At 71.8% G+C, this 16276-nt stretch carries 10 protein-coding genes and 4 tRNA genes; 13 read left to right on the forward strand and 1 reads right to left on the reverse strand.

Features of this window, described 5'->3' with window-relative positions; all coding sequences use genetic code 11:
* The first annotated feature begins 70 nt into the window (after positions 1 to 70).
* From ACSJJR_RS03875 to ACSJJR_RS03895, 5 genes are all read left to right on the forward strand, one after another.
* Positions 71 to 1564 carry an alanine/glycine:cation symporter family protein gene (locus tag ACSJJR_RS03875; protein WP_435942173.1) on the forward strand — a complete coding sequence of 498 codons (1494 nt, stop codon included), beginning with the start codon at positions 71 to 73 and terminating at the stop codon, positions 1562 to 1564.
* Between the two features lie 5 nt (positions 1565 to 1569).
* Positions 1570 to 3060, forward strand: coding sequence for an alanine/glycine:cation symporter family protein (locus ACSJJR_RS03880; RefSeq protein WP_435942174.1), 1491 nt, complete (start codon positions 1570 to 1572; stop codon positions 3058 to 3060).
* Positions 3061 to 3063: 3 nt separating this feature from the next.
* Positions 3064 to 4563, forward strand: a complete 1500-nt coding sequence (locus ACSJJR_RS03885) for an alanine/glycine:cation symporter family protein (RefSeq protein WP_435942175.1) — start codon at positions 3064 to 3066, stop codon at positions 4561 to 4563.
* A gap of 112 nt (positions 4564 to 4675) precedes the next feature.
* Positions 4676 to 6211, forward strand: a complete 1536-nt coding sequence (locus tag ACSJJR_RS03890; protein ID WP_435942176.1) for an alanine/glycine:cation symporter family protein — start codon at positions 4676 to 4678, stop codon at positions 6209 to 6211.
* A gap of 46 nt (positions 6212 to 6257) precedes the next feature.
* Positions 6258 to 7091: a fumarylacetoacetate hydrolase family protein gene (locus tag ACSJJR_RS03895; RefSeq protein WP_435942177.1), complete on the forward strand. Its 834-nt coding sequence runs from the start codon at positions 6258 to 6260 to the stop codon at positions 7089 to 7091.
* 34 nt (positions 7092 to 7125) lie between these two features.
* Here ACSJJR_RS03895 and ACSJJR_RS03900 read toward each other — a convergent pair whose 3' ends face one another.
* Entirely contained in the window at positions 7126 to 8334 is a 1209-nt protein-coding gene (locus tag ACSJJR_RS03900) for a MalY/PatB family protein (protein WP_435942178.1), read from the reverse strand.
* A gap of 88 nt (positions 8335 to 8422) precedes the next feature.
* On the opposite strand from ACSJJR_RS03900, the gene gltX reads away from it, so the two are divergent.
* From gltX to ACSJJR_RS03940, 8 genes are all read left to right on the forward strand, one after another.
* Entirely contained in the window at positions 8423 to 9997 is a 1575-nt protein-coding gene (gltX, locus tag ACSJJR_RS03905; protein WP_435942179.1) for a glutamate--tRNA ligase, read from the forward strand.
* Positions 9998 to 10199: 202 nt separating this feature from the next.
* Positions 10200 to 10271: transfer RNA gene (locus tag ACSJJR_RS03910), tRNA-Gln, on the forward strand.
* A gap of 71 nt (positions 10272 to 10342) precedes the next feature.
* A tRNA-Glu gene (locus ACSJJR_RS03915) sits at positions 10343 to 10415 on the forward strand.
* Positions 10416 to 10448: 33 nt separating this feature from the next.
* A tRNA-Glu gene (locus ACSJJR_RS03920) sits at positions 10449 to 10521 on the forward strand.
* Positions 10522 to 10576: 55 nt separating this feature from the next.
* A tRNA-Glu gene (locus ACSJJR_RS03925) sits at positions 10577 to 10652 on the forward strand.
* 161 nt (positions 10653 to 10813) lie between these two features.
* Entirely contained in the window at positions 10814 to 12448 is a 1635-nt protein-coding gene (locus ACSJJR_RS03930; protein WP_435942259.1) for a ribonuclease J, read from the forward strand.
* Positions 12449 to 12455: 7 nt separating this feature from the next.
* On the forward strand, positions 12456 to 13373 hold the full coding sequence (locus ACSJJR_RS03935; RefSeq protein WP_435942180.1) for a PfkB family carbohydrate kinase: 918 nt from the start codon (positions 12456 to 12458) through the stop codon (positions 13371 to 13373).
* Between the two features lie 87 nt (positions 13374 to 13460).
* Entirely contained in the window at positions 13461 to 16268 is a 2808-nt protein-coding gene (locus ACSJJR_RS03940) for a DNA translocase FtsK (RefSeq protein WP_435942181.1), read from the forward strand.
* Positions 16269 to 16276 lie beyond the last annotated feature (8 nt).

Genomic DNA, 16276 nt, shown 5'->3' on the forward strand with positions numbered 1-16276 from the left:
CACGCAGGCCAGGCGCCCGGGTGTGAGAACATGCGCCGGACACCCCGCTCCCTGCCGAAGGCACACCTCCATGGACGCGCTCGCCCACGAGCTACTCGTCGTCGCCGACTGGATCACCTCCCACGTGACCATGTGGGTCCTCATCGCCACGGGCCTGTTCCTCACCGTCATCACCCGCGCCGTCCAGGTGCGCCACCTGCCCGGCATGCTGCGTGCCGTGGCCGGCTCTCGCGCCGGCGCCGAGGGCGGCATCTCCTCCTTCCAGGCCTTCGCCATCTCCCTGGCCGCCCGCGTGGGCATCGGCAACGTCTTCGGTGTGGCCGCCGCCCTGCTCATGGGAGGGCCGGGCGCCGTCTTGTGGATGTGGGTCGTGGCCCTGGTGGGCATGGCCACCGCCTTCTTCGAGGCGACCCTCGCCCAGGTCTTCAAGGTCCGTGCCGCTGACGGCTCCTTTAGGGGCGGGCCCGCCTTCTACATGGCCCGCGGCATGCGCTCGCGGCCCATGGCCGTGGTCTTCTCCGTCATCTCCGTCGTCACCTGCGGCTTCATCATCACCTCGGTGCAGTCCAACGCGGTCGCGGGCACCCTTGTGGCCGCCTTCGGCGCCTCCGGCTCCGCCCTGCCGGGCTTCGGCGGGCTCAGCGCCGCACAGCTCGTGGTCGCCGCCCTCGTCCTCGTGCTCACCTCGGTGGTCGTCTTCGGCGGCGTCCGCTCCGTGGCCCGTGTCACCGAGTGGCTGGCGCCGGCCATGTCCCTCGTCTACGTCGTCCTCGTCGCTGTCATCTGCCTGCGCAACCTCCACCAGCTCGGTGAGGTCGTTGGCTGGATCCTGTCCTCGGCCCTGGCCCCCGAGCCCCTCGTGGGTGGCCTGGGCGGTGGTGTGCTCGCCGCCGTCATCAACGGCACCAAGCGCGGCCTGTTCTCCAACGAGGCCGGTCAGGGCACCGCCCCCAACGCCGCCGCCACCGCCACCGTCGCCCACCCCGTCCAGCAGGGCCTCGTCCAGTCCCTCGGCGTCCTCGTGGACACCATCATCGTGTGCACCGCCACGGCCTTCGTCATCCTCATCGCGGGCCCGGGCACCTGGGGCGCCGAGGGCGTTGACCCCTCGACCCTCACCACCCTGGCCGTCGCCCACAGCCTGGGCGGGTGGACCGTGCTGCCCATGGCCACACTCATCTTCGTCCTGGCCTACTCCTCGATCATCGCCGCCTACGTCTACTCCGACGTCAACATGGACTACATCACCGGCGGCAGGCGCTGGGCCTCCTGGATGGTGCGCGTCATCTGCGTCCTGTCCGCCACCGCCGGCGCGGTCCTGAGCCTCGACGTCGTGTGGAACGCCGTCGACATCGCCATGGCGGTCATGACCGTCACCAACCTGGTCGCGCTCGTGCGGCTGTCCCGCTGGGGCACCGGCACCCTGCGCGACTACGAGTCCCAACGCCGTGCCGGTGCCGCCGAGCCCGTCTTCGTCGGCACCGGCAACCCCAACCTGCCCGCGGACGTCCCCGGTGACGTCTGGGCGCCCACTTCCTCAACGACCACCACCCAGGAGTCCTGATCCCCATGTCCACCGCAGCCGCCTCGGCCGTCACCCACGCCACCACCGCGCTCGTGCCCGCGCTGGCGCCCACCGACCTCGCGACCAGCCTGTCCACCTTCTCCGACCGCTTCTACACCTACGTCCTGGCGGTCCTGCTCGTTGCCGTCGGCCTCTACTTCACCGCGCGCACGCGCGCCGTCCAGGTGCGCCACTTCGGTGTGATGGTCCGCTCGCTGACCTCCTCACGCTCCGGGGCCGAGGGCGGCATCTCCTCCTTCCAGGCCTTCGCGGTCGGCCTGGCAGCCCGCGTCGGCATCGGCAACGTCGCGGGCGTCGCCCTCGCCGTCGTCGCCGGAGGCCCTGGCGCCCTGTTCTGGATGTGGGTCGTGGCCCTGGTGGGCATGGCCACCTCCTTCGCCGAGTCCACCCTCGCCCAGGTGTTCAAGGAGCGCGGGCGCGACTTCACCTTCCACGGCGGCCCCGCCTTCTACATCAAGAACGGCCTGGGCTCCAGGGCCTGGGGCGCCGTCTTCGCGGCCATCTGCATCGTCAGCGTCGGCGTCACGGTCGTCATGGTCCAGACCAACGCGCTGGCCGGCGTCGTGCACGCCACCGTCGCCTCCGTGTCCCCGTGGATGGTCGGCGTCGCCCTCGTCCTGCTCGTCCTGCCCATCGTGCTGGGCGGGCTCAAGGGCGTGGCCCGCGTCACCGAGGTCGTCGCCCCGCTCATGGCGCTGGTCTACGTGCTCGTCACGCTCGTCGTCATGGCCATGAACGTCACCGAGCTGCCCACCGTCCTCGTCCAGATCGTCAGGGGCGCCTTCGGCCTCGACTCGGCGCTCTTCGGCGTCGCCGGCGGTATCGTCGCCGCTGTCCTCAACGGCGTGCGCCGTGGCCTGTTCTCCAACGAGGCCGGCCTGGGCACCGTCCCCAACGCCGCCGGAACCGCCACCGTCGCCCACCCCGTCCAGCAGGGCCTCGTCCAGTCCTTCGGGGTCTTCGTGGACACCATCCTCGTGTGCTCCGCCACCGGCTTCCTCATCCTGCTCGCCACCGACACCTACCAGCCCGGCAACGAGGGGCTGGTAGGCGCCGTCCTCACCCAGCAGGCCGTCGTCGAGCACCTGGGGGCCTGGACCACCTGGCCCATGGTCGTGCTCATCTTCATCCTCGTGTTCTCCACCGTCCTGGGCTGCTACTCCTACTCCCAGGTCAACGTCAACTTCCTGGGTGGTGAGCGCCGCGCCGAGCAGGCCCTGGGCCTGCTGCTCACCGCGGCCGCCTTCGCCGGCACCGTCCTCGACCTGCCGGTCGTGTGGGCGCTGACGGACATCGCCCTCGGGTTCCTGGGCCTGATCAACCTCGTCGTCATCCTCCTGCTGTCGCGCTGGGTCATCGGTGCCCTGAGGGACTGGGAGACCCAGAGGGCCGCGGGCACCGACCTGCCGGTCTTCAGCGGGCACGGCAACCCCCTCCTGCCCGGTGACACCGTCGCGGGCGTCTGGGAGGACTGAGACGTGGCTGCGGTCAACGACGTGCTGTCGGCACTGTCGAACTGGCTGTTCGGCACCGTCCTCGTGTGGCTCCTCATCGGAGCCGGCCTGCTGCTGACCATCCGCACCGGCGCCGTCCAGCTGCGCCACCTCGGTGCAGTCCTGCGCTCCGTGGTCGGCTCGCGCTCCAGGGCGCACGGCGGCATCTCCTCCTTCCAGGCCTTCGCCGTCGGCCTGGCCTGCCGGGTGGGCACCGGCAACATCGTCGGTGTCGCCCTCGCCCTCGTCCTGGGCGGGCCGGGCGCCGTCCTGTGGATGTGGGTCGTCGCCCTGGTGGGCACCGCCACCGCCTTCACCGAGGCGACCCTGGGCCAGCTGTTCAAGGTGCGCCGCGGCGACGGCTCCTTCAGGGGCGGGCCCGCCTACTACATCGCCCGTGGGCTGGGGCTGCCCGCCGTCGGCGGCGTCTTCGCCGTCCTGTTCATGGTCGCCAACGGCCTGGCCATGCCCATGGTCCAGGCCAACGCCATGACCGCCGCCATCAGCGCCTCGGTCTCCTCCGGCCTCGGCTCCGGCGTGAGCCCCTGGGTGTGGGGTGCGCTCGTGGCCGTCCTCGTCGCCCCGGTGCTCCTGGGGGGACTGCGCTCCATCGCCCGGGTCACCGAGCTCATGGCCCCGCTCATGGCCGGCGTCTACCTCGTGCTCGTCGCCGTCATCATCCTCACCCACCCGGCCCAGACGCTCACCGCGCTCGGGCAGATCGTCTCGGGGGCACTCGGCCTGCGCCCCGGCCTGGCCGGGGTGGCCGGAGCCGTGAGCGCCGCTGTCCTCAACGGCGTGCGCCGTGGCCTGTTCTCCAACGAGGCGGGCCTGGGCGGGGCGGCCTGCGCCGCCGGCTCGGCCACCGTCGCCCACCCCGTGCAGCAGGGCTTCATGCAGTCCCTGGGGGTCCTTGTGGACACGGTGCTCATCTGCACGGCCACCGCCCTGGCCATCCTCGTGGCGGGGGCCGGGGACCCGGCCGTCTACCAGGCGGGCGTCACCGGGGCGGACGGCGCGGACGTGTCCGGGACCCTGACCCAGACGGCCATCGCCTCGGTGCTGGGAGGGTGGACGAGCTGGCCCATGACCGGGCTCATCCTCGTGCTGGCCTACTCCACCATCCTGGGGGCCTTCTCCTATGCCGAGGTCAGCCTCGACTACCTCACCCGGGCCCCGTGGGCGACGACGGCTCTTCGCCTGGGCGCGGTCGCCTGCGCCTTCATCGGTGGCGGCACCGCGCTGACCACCGTGTGGGCCCTGGCCGACGTCCTCCTGGGGCTGGGGGCGCTTATCAACCTCGTTGCCCTGGCCCTGCTGGCGAGGTGGGCCGTGGGGGCCCTGCGCGACTGGGAGTCCCAGCGCCGCGCCCTCGCCGAGGGCACGACGACGCAGATCCGCTTCGTCGCCACCGGCAACCCTCACCTGCCCGGCGAGCTGCCCGGCGACGTGTGGGCCGAGGCCCCTGAGCGCGCCAGGGTCTGAGCGCGCGGGCCCGGGCCACGAGCCGGGCGCGTGCCAGCGGCCGGTGGCGGGGCCAGGCACGGTGGCCCCGCCACGAAACGGGCACGACATCAGACGAACCTAGCCTGCTGCCATGACCCTTCCCGTCCTCGTGGCCGCAGTGGCCTCCGACACCGACGCCCCCGGCGTCATCGACGCCGCGGCAGCCTGGCTCTCATGGGCCTCGGGCTACCTCTACGGATCCTTCCTCGCCTGGCTCCTCATCGCCGTTGGCCTCTACTTCACCGTCCGGACCCGATTCGTCCAGGTGCGCCTGTTCGGCGCCATGGTCCGCACGGTCTTCACCTCGCGCTCGAGCGCCAGGCACCATGACGAGGGCATCAGCTCCTTCCAGGCCTTCGCCATCGGGCTCGCCTCGCGCATCGGCACCGGCAACATCATCGGCGTGGCCATCGCCATCACCCTGGGTGGCCCCGGCGCGGTGTTCTGGATGTGGCTGGTCGCCATGGTGGGCATGGCCACCGGGTTCATCGAGTCCACCCTCGCCCAGATGTTCAAGGTCCGTCATCCCGACGGCACCTTCCGCGGCGGTCCCGCCTACTACATCGAGCGCGGCCTGGGCTCACGCGCCTGGGGCGCCGTCTTCGCCGTCATCATCACCGTCGTGTTCGGCTTCGCCTACGAGGCCGCCCAGTCCTACGCCATCTCCTCGAGCCTGCAGGACACCTTCCACCTGTCGCCGTGGGTCAGTGCCGCCCTCCTCGTGGCCCTCACCGGGCCCATCGTCTTCCGCGGCATCAAGCCCGTCGCCCGCATCGCCGAGGTCATCGCCCCGGTCATGGCGCTCGTCTACGCCGGCATGGCCCTGGTCATCCTCGTGCTCAACATCAACGTGATCCCGCTCGCCCTGACCGAGATCGTGCAGGGCGCCTTCGGGCTCAACCAGGCCTTCGCGGGCCTGTCCGGTGGCCTGTACGCCGCCGCCATCAACGGCATCAAGCGCGGGCTGTTCTCCAACGAGGCAGGTGAGGGCTCGGTGCCCAACGCGGCCGCGACCGCCACCACCTCCCACCCGGTCAAACAGGGCTTCGTGCAGTCGATGGGCGTCTTCGTTGACACCATTGTCGTGTGCACGGCCACCGCGCTCATCGTGCTGCTCTCGGGCGTCTACGACCCCGCCACCGCCTCCGCGGACACTGCGGCCACGCTCACGAGCGCCTCGGTGGCCACGTCCCTGGGAGGCTGGACGAGGTACCTCATGACCGTGGTGATCTTCGTCTTCGCCTACTCCTCTCTGCTGGGCAACTACACCTACGCCGAGATCAACATGGACTTCCTGCGCCCCTCCAAGGACGGCAAGGCGAAGCCGCACCTCGGCCTGCGCACCGTCATCCTCATCGCCACCGCCATCGGCGCGGTCTCCTCGCTGGAGTTCGTCATCAACCTGTCCGACGTCGCCATGGGGGTCATGGCGGTGATCAACATCGTCGCCATCCTCGCCCTGGGCAAGTGGGCCTTCGGGGCGCTGCGCGACTGGGAGGCCCAGAACCGGGCGCTCAAGGCCGGCGAGATCGACCACATCCGCTTCGTCGCGACGGGCAACCCGCACCTGCCCGGTGAGCTCCCCGGCGACGTGTGGACCGCCGACGCCGAGCACTCGGGCCGCTGAGCGGGGCGCGCGGGCCGCTCACGTGCCCTGCCGCTAGGCTCGGGCCATGAAGATCGCGCGCTTCTCCACCGGTGACGAGCTCCGTTACGGCATTGTCGAGGGGCTGCCCGACGGCGAGCCGTCGCCGTCGGGCGAGTCCCCGGGCCACCTCATCGTCCTCAAGGGAGACCCCCTCTACCAGGTTCCCGAGGCCACCGGTGAGGTCGTGGCCCTGGCCGAGGCCCGCCTCGTCTCACCGGTCATCCCCCGCTCGAAGGTCATCGGCATCGGCAAGAACTACGCGGCCCACGCGGCCGAGATGGGTAGTGAGGCGCCCGACGAGCCCATCGTCTTCCTCAAGCCCAACACCTCGGTCATCGGCCCCGACGCCCCCATCGTCCTGCCCTCCTGGACGCAGGAGGTCCACTACGAGGCCGAGCTCGCCGTCGTCATCAAGTCCCTGGCCAAGGACATCAGCCCCCAGGACGCCCCCCGGGTGGTGCTGGGCTACACCGTCGCCAACGACGTCTCCGCCCGGGACGCCCAGCGCGGCGACGCCACGTGGACGCGGGCCAAGGGCTTCGACACCTCCTGCCCCCTCGGCCCCTGGATCGAGGTCCCCGAGCCCGGTCGGGCCGTCGGCGACGGCGCCTTCAACCCGGCCGACGCCCTCATCCGCACCCGCGTGGACGGCCGGGTGGTCCAGGAGGGCAGCACTCGGGACATGGTGCACGACGTCGCCCACCTCATCTCCTATGTCTCGCAGGTCTTCACCCTCCTGCCGGGCGACGTCCTGCTCACCGGCACCCCCGCCGGCGTCGGCGAGATCCGCGCCGGTCAGCGCGTCGAGGTCGAGGTCGAGGGCATCGGCGCCTTCTCCAACCCCGTCGTGCGCCGCTGACGGCGTCGGCCACGGGACGGGTGGGGCCCCGCCGTCAGGCCAGCGCCCGGGCGATCCGTGAGGCGGTCTCGAGGGCCAGCGGCCGTGGGGCTGCCAGGTTGAGGCGGACGAAGGACTCGAAGCCGCGGCCGAAGGCGGCGCCGTCGTTGACAGCCACACGTGCCTGGCCCAGCAGGAAGCCGGCGGGGTCCTCGGCTGCCGGCGTTGCGCTCAGGTCCAGCCAGGACAGGTAGGTGCCCTGTGGGCACGTGACACCGACCCCGGCAGCGGCCAGCACCGGCTCGACCTCCTGGGCCGTCGTGCGCACGTAACGCCGCACCGCCTCGATCCACTGCCGGCCGTCGTCGTAGGCGGCGACCGTTGCCATGGCACCCAGCCCGGCGCCCTCGTGGGACAGGGTGCGGGACAGGGCCGAGGAGTCCCACTGGCGCCGGGCCCCGCCGGAGGCGATGAGCTGGGCGCACTTGAGCCCCGGGATGTTCCAGCCCTTCGAGGCGGCTGTCGCCGTGAAGGTCAGGTCCGGGTCGGTACCCGGGCGGCTGGCGTAGGGTGTGTGGGACAGCGCCGGGTCCAGGACGAGGGGCCCGTGGATCTCGTCGGAGAACACCCTCACCCCGTGGCGGGCAGACAGCGCGGCGACGGCGTCGAGCTCCTCGGGCGTGAGCACCCGTCCCACCGGGTTCCACGGGTGGCACAGCACGAGCAGGCCCGCGCCGGCCACCATCGCCGTCTCGATGCCGTCCAGGTCGAGGGCCCAGCCCACGTGGCCACCCGCGCCCACCGGCGTGCGCAGGGCGGGCACCTGGACGAGCTCGCGGCCCAGCTCGGCCGGGATCGTGAGGAAGGGCATGTAGGCGGGGGTCGGCACGATGACGGCGCTGCCCGCAGGGGTGTGGTGGGAGATGACGGCCCGCAGGGCCGACAGCACGTCGGGCAGCGCGCTGACCTGCTCGGCCTCCACCTGCCACCCGTGGGCCTGGCGCTGGTAGCGGGCCGTGGCCTCGCACAGCGCCTGCCTCAGGGCGGGGGAGGTGTAGCCGAAGGCGCTGTCACGCACCGCGCGCTCGAGGGCCGCCGTGACGGCGGGTGCGGTGCCCAGGTCCATCTCAGCGACCCAGGCTCCGATGACCCCCGGCTCCAGCGCCCACTTCAGCGAGCCGCGCCGGCGCAGGTCCTCGGCGGTGAGGGCGTCCCAGGAGGCCTCGAGGCCGCCGGTGGCAGGGGGCAGGTGCTCGGGTGTCACGGGCACGAGTCTAGGCAGGCCCGCGCCACCGGGGCGGGCCGCCGCTGCGGGCCTGGCGGGCGGGGCCCCGGGGCTAGGCTGGAGCATCATGACTGCCACCCACGTCCCTGAGACACCCACTGTTCCTTCCCTGGGCTCCTCGCCCGTCCGTGTGCGCTTCTGCCCCTCCCCGACGGGCACCCCGCACGTCGGCATGGTGCGCACCTGCCTGTTCAACTGGGCCTACGCGCGCCACACCGGCGGCACCTTCGTCTTCCGCATTGAGGACACCGACGCCGCCCGCGACTCTGAGGAGTCCTTCCACGCGATCCTCGACTCCCTGTCCTGGCTCGGCCTGGACTGGGACGAGGGAGTCGGCAAGGGCGGCCCCCACGAGCCCTACCGCCAGTCCCAGCGCATGGGGCTGTACTCGCAGGTCGCCGCCGAGCTGCTTGAGGCCGGCTACCTCTACGAGTCCTTCTCCACCCCGCAGGAGGTGGAGGAGCGCCACCGCGCCCGCGGGCGGGACCCCAAGCTCGGCTACGACGGCTTCGACCGCGACCTCACCGAGGAGCAGAAGGCGGCCTTCCGCGCCCAGGGGAGGGAGCCCGTCCTGCGCCTGCGCATGCCCGACGAGGACATCACCTTCGACGACCTCGTGCGCGGCCCCATCACCTTCAAGGCGGGCTCCGTGCCCGACTACGTCGTCGTGCGTGCCAACGGCGACCCCCTGTACACGCTGGTCAACCCTGTGGACGACGCCGCCATGGGCATCACCCACGTCCTGCGTGGCGAGGACCTGCTGTCCTCGACCCCTCGCCAGGTGGTGCTCTACCGCGCCCTCATGGCGATCGGACGGGCCCAGGTCGTGCCCCGCTTCGGCCACCTGCCCTACGTCATGGGCGAGGGCAACAAGAAGCTGTCCAAGAGGGACCCGGAGTCCAACCTCCTCATCCACCGCCACCGGGGCATGGTCCCCGAGGGCCTGCTCAACTACCTGGCGCTGCTGGGCTGGTCGCTGTCCAAGGACCAGGACGTCTTCAGTCCCGCCGAGCTCGTCGCCTCCTTCGACGTGGCCGACGTCAACCCGAACCCTGCGCGCTTCGACCCCAGGAAGTGCGAGGCCATCAACGCCGAGCACGTGCGGCTGCTCGAGCCCGAGGACTTCCGGGACCGGCTCGTGCCCTACCTCGCGGACGTCTTCCCCGACCCCGCCGACCCGCAGTGGGTCTCCCACCCGCTGGTGAGCGCCCCCTCCTTCGCGGGCCTCACCGAGCGCGAGCAGCAGGTGCTCTCGGCCGCCGCCCCCCTCATCCAGACCCGTGTGCAGCTGCTCGGCGAGGCCCGCGAGATGCTGGGCTTCCTGTTCACCGACGACGCCGTCCTCGTGCCGGAGGCCGCCGCCGTGTCCAGGCTCAAGGACTCCGCGCCCGCCGTCCTCGACGCCGCCCTGGCGGCGCTGGAGGGACTTGACGGTCAGGAGTGGGTCACCGCCCGGATCGAGGAGGTCCTGCGCGAGGCCATCGTCGAGGGCCTGGGCATCAAGCCCCGTCTCGCCTTCGGCCCCCTGCGCGTGGCCGTGACGGGCCGGCAGGTCTCCCCACCGCTGTTCGAGTCGATGGAGATCCTCGGGGCGGCCTCCTCGCTCGCACGCCTGAGGGCGCTGCGCGAGCGTCTGGGCTGAGGCGCCCCGGCGCCCGCGCGGTGGCGGGGCGCTCATGGGCCCGGGCGTGGTGCCCGGGCCCATGGCCCACGCGCGGGCGCTGGTGGTGCGGCCACCCACTGTGGCCGCACTCACGCGGTGAGGATTTGGTGGCCTGAGAGGCGGCGTGTAGATTACTTCCCGCTGCTCCGGGCGGAAGACGCGCGGGGACGCACCATTTCTTTGGGGTATGGTGTAATTGGCAACACAGGTGATTCTGGTTCATCCATTCTAGGTTCGAGTCCTGGTACCCCAGCGGAGAGCGAGGAGATGGCTGTCGGCATCCGTCCGGGCCCCGCTCCTTGCCGCCCACCACAAGTGCATGAGGCCCCGTTCGTCTAGCGGCCCAGGACACCGCCCTCTCACGGCGGCAGCACCGGTTCAAATCCGGTACGGGGTACGAGTCAGGAGGCAGTAGTGCCCCTGAGTCACGGCCCCGTTCGTCTAGCGGCCCAGGACACCGCCCTCTCACGGCGGCAGCACCGGTTCAAATCCGGTACGGGGTACGGAACGTGGCGAGCCCAGGCTCGCGCGTACCGGGAGACCAGCAGTCTCCGCCGCGCCCCGTTCGTCTAGCGGCCCAGGACACCGCCCTCTCACGGCGGCAGCACCGGTTCAAATCCGGTACGGGGTACCAGTGAGGGAGCCCAGCCGCCTCGGCGGCCGGGCTCCCGTCGTTGTCGTCGTGCCGCGGTGGTGGCCGTCCCCGTGCGGAGCCCGCCTGGGCGACTGGCTATGCTCGCTCCCGTGACGAACTTCCCCACGCTCAAGGCCCCCGGCCCGCTCCCCGACGGCGCGATGCGCATCACCCCTCTCGGCGGGCTCGGCGAGGTCGGCCGCAACATGACCGTCTTCGAGCTCGACGGCAAGCTCCTCGTCGTCGACTGCGGTGTCCTGTTCCCCGAGGAGGACCAGCCCGGTGTCGATCTCATCCTCCCCGACTTCTCCTCCATCGAGGACCGCCTGGACGACGTCGTCGCCCTCGTCCTGACCCACGGTCACGAGGACCACATCGGCGGCGTGCCCTACCTCCTGCGCCTGCGTGAGGACATCCCGCTGGTCGGCAGCGAGCTCACCCTCGCCTTCGTCGAGGCCAAGCTCAAGGAGCACCGTATCCGGCCCGTCCTCGACGTCGTCACCGAGCACGAGGAGGTCTCCTACGGCCCCTTCGACATGGAGTTCGTGGCGGTCAACCACTCCATCCCTGACGCCATGGCGGTGTTCATCCGCACCGATGCCGGCAACGTCCTGGCCACCGGCGACTTCAAGATCGACTCCCTGCCCATCGACGGGCGCATCACGGACCTGCGCTCCTTCGCCCGCTTCGCCGACGAGGGCGTGGACCTGTTCTGCGTGGACTCCACCAACGCCGAGGTCCCGGGCATGATCGGCCACGAGAACCAGATCGGTGCGGTGCTCGACAACGTCTTCGCCGAGTCCAGCCAGCAGATCATCGTCGCCTCCTTCGCCAGCCACGTGCACCGCGTCCAGCAGGTGCTCGACGCCGCTGCCGACCACGGCCGCCGCGTCGCCCTCGTGGGGCGCTCCATGGTGCGCAACATGGGCATCGCCGCTGAGCGCGGCTACCTCAAGGTCCCCGACGGCGTGCTCATCGACGCGCGCGACCTGACCAGCCTGCCCGAGGACCAGCGTGTGCTCATGGTCACCGGCTCCCAGGGCGAGCCAATGGCCGCCCTGTCGCGCATGGCCCACGGCGAGCACCGCACCATCACCGTCGAGCCGGGCGACACGGTCATCTTCGCCTCCTCGCTCATCCCCGGCAACGAGAACTCGGTCTACCGGGTCATCAACCAGCTCATGCGCCTGGGCGCGCGCGTGGTCCACCAGGGCAACGCCAAGGTCCACGTCTCGGGCCACGCCTCCTCCGAGGAGCTGCTGCACGTCTACAACATCGTCGGCCCGCGCAACGTCATGCCGATCCACGGCGAGATCCGTCACCTCGTCGCCAACGGGGCCCTGGCCGTCAAGACCGGCATCCCGCCCCAGAACGTCATGCTCTGCGAGGACGGCGTCGCCGTGGACCTGGTGGACGGCACCGCGCGCATCGCCGGGCAGGTGCCCTGCGGCTACGTCTACGTCGATGGCTCCAGCGTCGGGGAGATCGACGAGTCCGAGCTCAAGGACCGCCGCATCCTCGCCTCCGAGGGCTTCGTCAGCGTCTACGCCGTCGTCGAGACCAAGACCGGGACCATCCTCGCGGGCCCGGACATCCAGGCCCGCGGCGTCGCCGAGGACGACGCCGTCTTCGACGAGATCCTGCCGGACGTCACCGGCGCCCTCCAGGAGGCCCTCAACAAGGGCAACCAGGACGCCCACTCCCTCCAGCAGGTGATGCGGCGTACCCTGGGCCGCTTCGTCGGCCGACGCCTCAAGCGCCGCCCGATGATCGTGCCCGTCGTCATTGAGGCCTGAGTCGCCCGTGCTGCGCCCACCCTGCTTCATCTCGACCGGCTCGGTCCTCGTGGACCTGCCGCTGCGCGTCGAGCGCGTGCCCCTGCCCGGCGGTGCCGTCACCGCGGTCTCCTCCGGGCCGGTGGTCGGCGGCGGCTACACGGTGGTCTCCGCCGTCGCGCGCCAGGGCGTGCCGACGGCCCTCGCCGCGACCCTGGGGACTGGGCCCAACTCGGCCCAGGTGCGCCGGGCGATGCTCAGCGACGGCGTCGAGCTCGTCGTCGACGAGCTCGTCGGGGACATCGGGACCTGCACGACGCTCATCGAGCCCTCGGGCCGACGCACCTTCATCACCACCGAGGGCATCGAGGCCGAGCCCCAGGTCGAGGACCTCGAGCGCCTGGACCTCATCGAGGGCGACTGGGTCTACTGTACCGGCTACGACCTCGCCCACAGCCGCTCCGCCAAGCCCCTGTCCGACTGGCTGCTCACCATGCCGCAGGGGGTCGGGCTCATCCTCGACCTCGGCCCCGCCCAGGCCGAGATCGACGACGCCATCCTCCTGCCCCTGCTCGCGCGCACCACCCTGCTGACCGGCAACATGCTCGAGATCACCGAGATCATCGCCCGGCTCGGCAGCCCCGACCGGCTGCGCGAGGCCGCACCCGACGCGCTCATCGTGCGGCGCACCGGCGTGCACGGCTGCGAGCTGTGGCTGCCCACGGGCGAGCACCTGGAGGTGCCCGGCTTTGTCCGTGACGTTGTGGACACCACTGGGGCGGGGGACACGCACACCGGGGTCCTCGTCACCGGCCTCATGGACGGCCTGGACGTCGTCTCGGCCGCCCGACGGGCCAATGCCGCCGCCGCCGAGGCCGTCTGCCGGCTCGGGCCGGCCCGGGCCCCCCGCCGCCAGGAGATCGACGCCCTGCTCGCCGGGGCCTGAGCCCGCCGGGGCACGGCACACAGCACACCTGCCGGGGCGGCGTGGCGGCCCCCCGCGCCCAGGGCGAGCCGCTAGCGTCGCAGCATCATGGCCACTCGTCGCTCCTCGACCCCGTCTCCCGCGCGCGGCTCCGGCCGTCGCAGCCGCACCACTCAGACCGAGCAGGCCCCGGCGCAGGCCCGGTCCCTGCCCGGCGCGCGCTTTAGCCGCACGGCCTGGGCCTTCCTCCTGCTCGCCCTCGCCGTCGTCACCGCCCTGCGCGAGTGGTTCGGCGTCTCCGGCGCCGCAGGTGGCGTCCTGCACCACGTCGCCGCCGGGCCCGTCGGCGTGCTCGGCGTCGTTGTGCCGCTGCTGCTCGCCGCCCTGGGCGTCACCATGCTGCGTGTGCACCGCATGGCCACCGTCCACGCGCGGGTCGCCGTCGGCTGCCTCGGGGTCCTGGCCGGCCTGACCGGCATCATCCAGGTCGCCGCGGGCAACCCCGCCGTCACCGAGGGCCTGGGCCCCATCGAGCAGGCGGGCGGCCTGCTCGGCTGGGCGGTCGGCTACCCCCTCACCGTGCTCTTCAGCGCGGTGGGCGCCGTCATCCTGTTCATCCTCCTCATCGTCTTCTCCCTCATCGTGCTGTCGGGACTGACCGTCGCCGAGGTGCGCGACCTCATGCGTGAGCGCCGCGGCGAGGAGCGCCTGGACGACGACCCGAGCGACGACTCCCTCGCCCTGCGCCTCATCGACCGCCTGCGTGAGCGCCGTGCCGCACGCGCCGGGCGCGAGGGCGCCACGCAGGCGCCCACCTCGCGCCTGGACTCCTACGAGGCCGACGAGCCCTTCGTCAGCGCCATCGACTCCGGCACGGCCCTCCTGCCGGGCACCCGTGACGACGAGCAGCCGCCAGCCCCCGCCAGGGGCGCCAGGAGGCGCACCCGTCGCCCGCGCGCCGCGGCCGAGCCGCTGCAGGGCCCCGCTGCCGACCCGTCCGTGGGCGGGCAGGAGGAGGTCTGCCGCGACGCCGCCACCACCGTCATCCGTACCGACAGCGCCCTGCCCGGCCTGGAGGCCGAGGAGCCTCCCGCCGTGCGCGTGGCCCGGCCCGGTGGCGCGCGCCCCGTGCCGCCCAGCGAGCCGGAGGCCGTCACCGAGCAGACCCCCCAGGTCCGTGGCGACGACACCCGTGACCTGGCCGACGAGATCGCTCTGAGCCCGATGACGCTGCCCGGTGGAGGTGCCTACACCCTGCCGGCTGACGCCCTGCTCGAGCCCGGACCCGGCCACGCCACGCGCACCGAGGCCAACGACGCCATCGTCGAGTGCCTCCAGGGCGTCTTCACCGAGTTCGGCGTGGACGCCACCGTCACCGGCTACACGCGCGGGCCCCAGGTGACCCGCTACGAGGTCCACCTGGGCCGCGGCGTCAACGTCTCGCGCGTGACGAGCCAGGAGAAGAACATCGCCTACGCGGTGGGCAGCGACGAGATCCGTCTGCTCACCCCCATCCCGGGCAAGAGCGCCATCGGCGTCGAGATCCCCAACTCCGACCGCGAGATGGTCAAGCTCGGCGACGTCCTGCGCTCGGGGGTCGCCAGGAGGCAGTCCCACCCGCTCGTCGTCGGCCTGGGCAAGAACGTCGAGGGCGACTACGTCGTGACCAACCTCGCCAAGACCCCCCACCTGCTCGTCGCCGGGCAGACCGGCTCAGGCAAGTCCTCCTTCGTCAACTCGATGATCACCTCGATCATGATGAGGGCCACCCCCGAGGAGGTCCGAATGGTCCTGGTTGACCCCAAGCGGGTCGAGCTGACCGTCTACGAGGGGATCCCGCACCTCATCACCCCCATCATCACGAGCCCGAAGAAGGCCGCAGAGGCCCTGGACTGGGTGGTGCGTGAGATGGACGCCCGCTACGACGACCTCGCCTCATTCGGCTACAAGCACATCGACGACTTCAACAAGGCGGTGCGCGCCGGCGAGGTCCAGCCCCTCGAGGGCTCGGCCCGCGTCATCAGCCCCTACCCCTACCTCCTCGTCGTCGTCGACGAGCTCGCCGACCTCATGATGACGGCCCCCAAGGACGTCGAGGCCTCCATCCAGCGCATCACCCAGCTGGCCCGTGCCGCCGGCATCCACCTCGTGCTCGCCACCCAGCGGCCGGTGGCCCAGGTGGTCACGGGCCTCATCAAGTCCAACGTGCCCTCGCGTCTGGCCTTCGCCACAGCCTCCCAGCTCGACTCGCGCGTCATCCTGGACCAGAACGGGGCGGAGACCCTCACCGGGCAGGGTGACGCCCTCTACCTGGGGCCGGGCGCCTCCAGCCCGGTGCGCATCCAGGGCTCGTGGGTGACGGAGTCGGAGATCCGCGCCGTGGTGGACCACGTCAAGCGCCAGCTGGAGCCGGACTACCGCGAGGACGTCATCGTCCCCGAGGTCCGGAAGCAGATCGACGAGGAGATCGGCGACGACATGGACCTGCTCCTGCAGGCCGCCGAGCTCATCATCACGAGCCAGTTCGGCTCCACGTCCATGCTCCAGCGCAAGCTGCGCGTGGGCTTCGCCAAGGCCGGCCGGCTCATGGACCTGCTCGAGTCCCGGGAGGTCGTCGGGCCCTCCGAGGGGTCCAAGGCCCGCGACGTCCTCGTCCAGCCCGAGCAGCTCGAGCAGACCCTGGCCTGGATCAAGGGCGAGGGGACGGCCCCCGAGGTCGAGGACCCGGGCGCCAGCGCCGCGACCGCCGCGCGCGTGCCCTCGGGACTGCGTGGTCCCGCTGCCACCGACCGTTACGCGGGCGACCCCCTCGCGGCCGACCGTGGGCTCCAGGAGTCCCCGTCCTGGGAGGACGACAGCGCCGAGGAGGACTCCGAGGACGCCTGGAGCCTGACCAACCGCGGCCCCTCGTGGTGAGCGGCCCG

It is taken from the genome of Actinomyces sp. W5033 (assembly GCF_051303165.1).

Bases quoted from the DNA above. Each gene is read 5' to 3' on its own strand.
- ACSJJR_RS03875 (WP_435942173.1), top strand. From the start codon at position 71: ATGGACGCGCTCGCCCACGAGCTACTCGTCGTCGCCGACTGGATCACC.
- ACSJJR_RS03880 (WP_435942174.1), top strand. From the start codon at position 1,570: ATGTCCACCGCAGCCGCCTCGGCCGTCACCCACGCCACCACCGCGCTC.
- ACSJJR_RS03890 (WP_435942176.1), top strand. From the start codon at position 4,676: ATGACCCTTCCCGTCCTCGTGGCCGCAGTGGCCTCCGACACCGACGCC.
- ACSJJR_RS03895 (WP_435942177.1), top strand. From the start codon at position 6,258: ATGAAGATCGCGCGCTTCTCCACCGGTGACGAGCTCCGTTACGGCATT.
- gltX (WP_435942179.1), top strand. From the start codon at position 8,423: ATGACTGCCACCCACGTCCCTGAGACACCCACTGTTCCTTCCCTGGGC.
- ACSJJR_RS03930 (WP_435942259.1), top strand. From the start codon at position 10,814: ATGCGCATCACCCCTCTCGGCGGGCTCGGCGAGGTCGGCCGCAACATG.
- ACSJJR_RS03940 (WP_435942181.1), top strand. From the start codon at position 13,461: ATGGCCACTCGTCGCTCCTCGACCCCGTCTCCCGCGCGCGGCTCCGGC.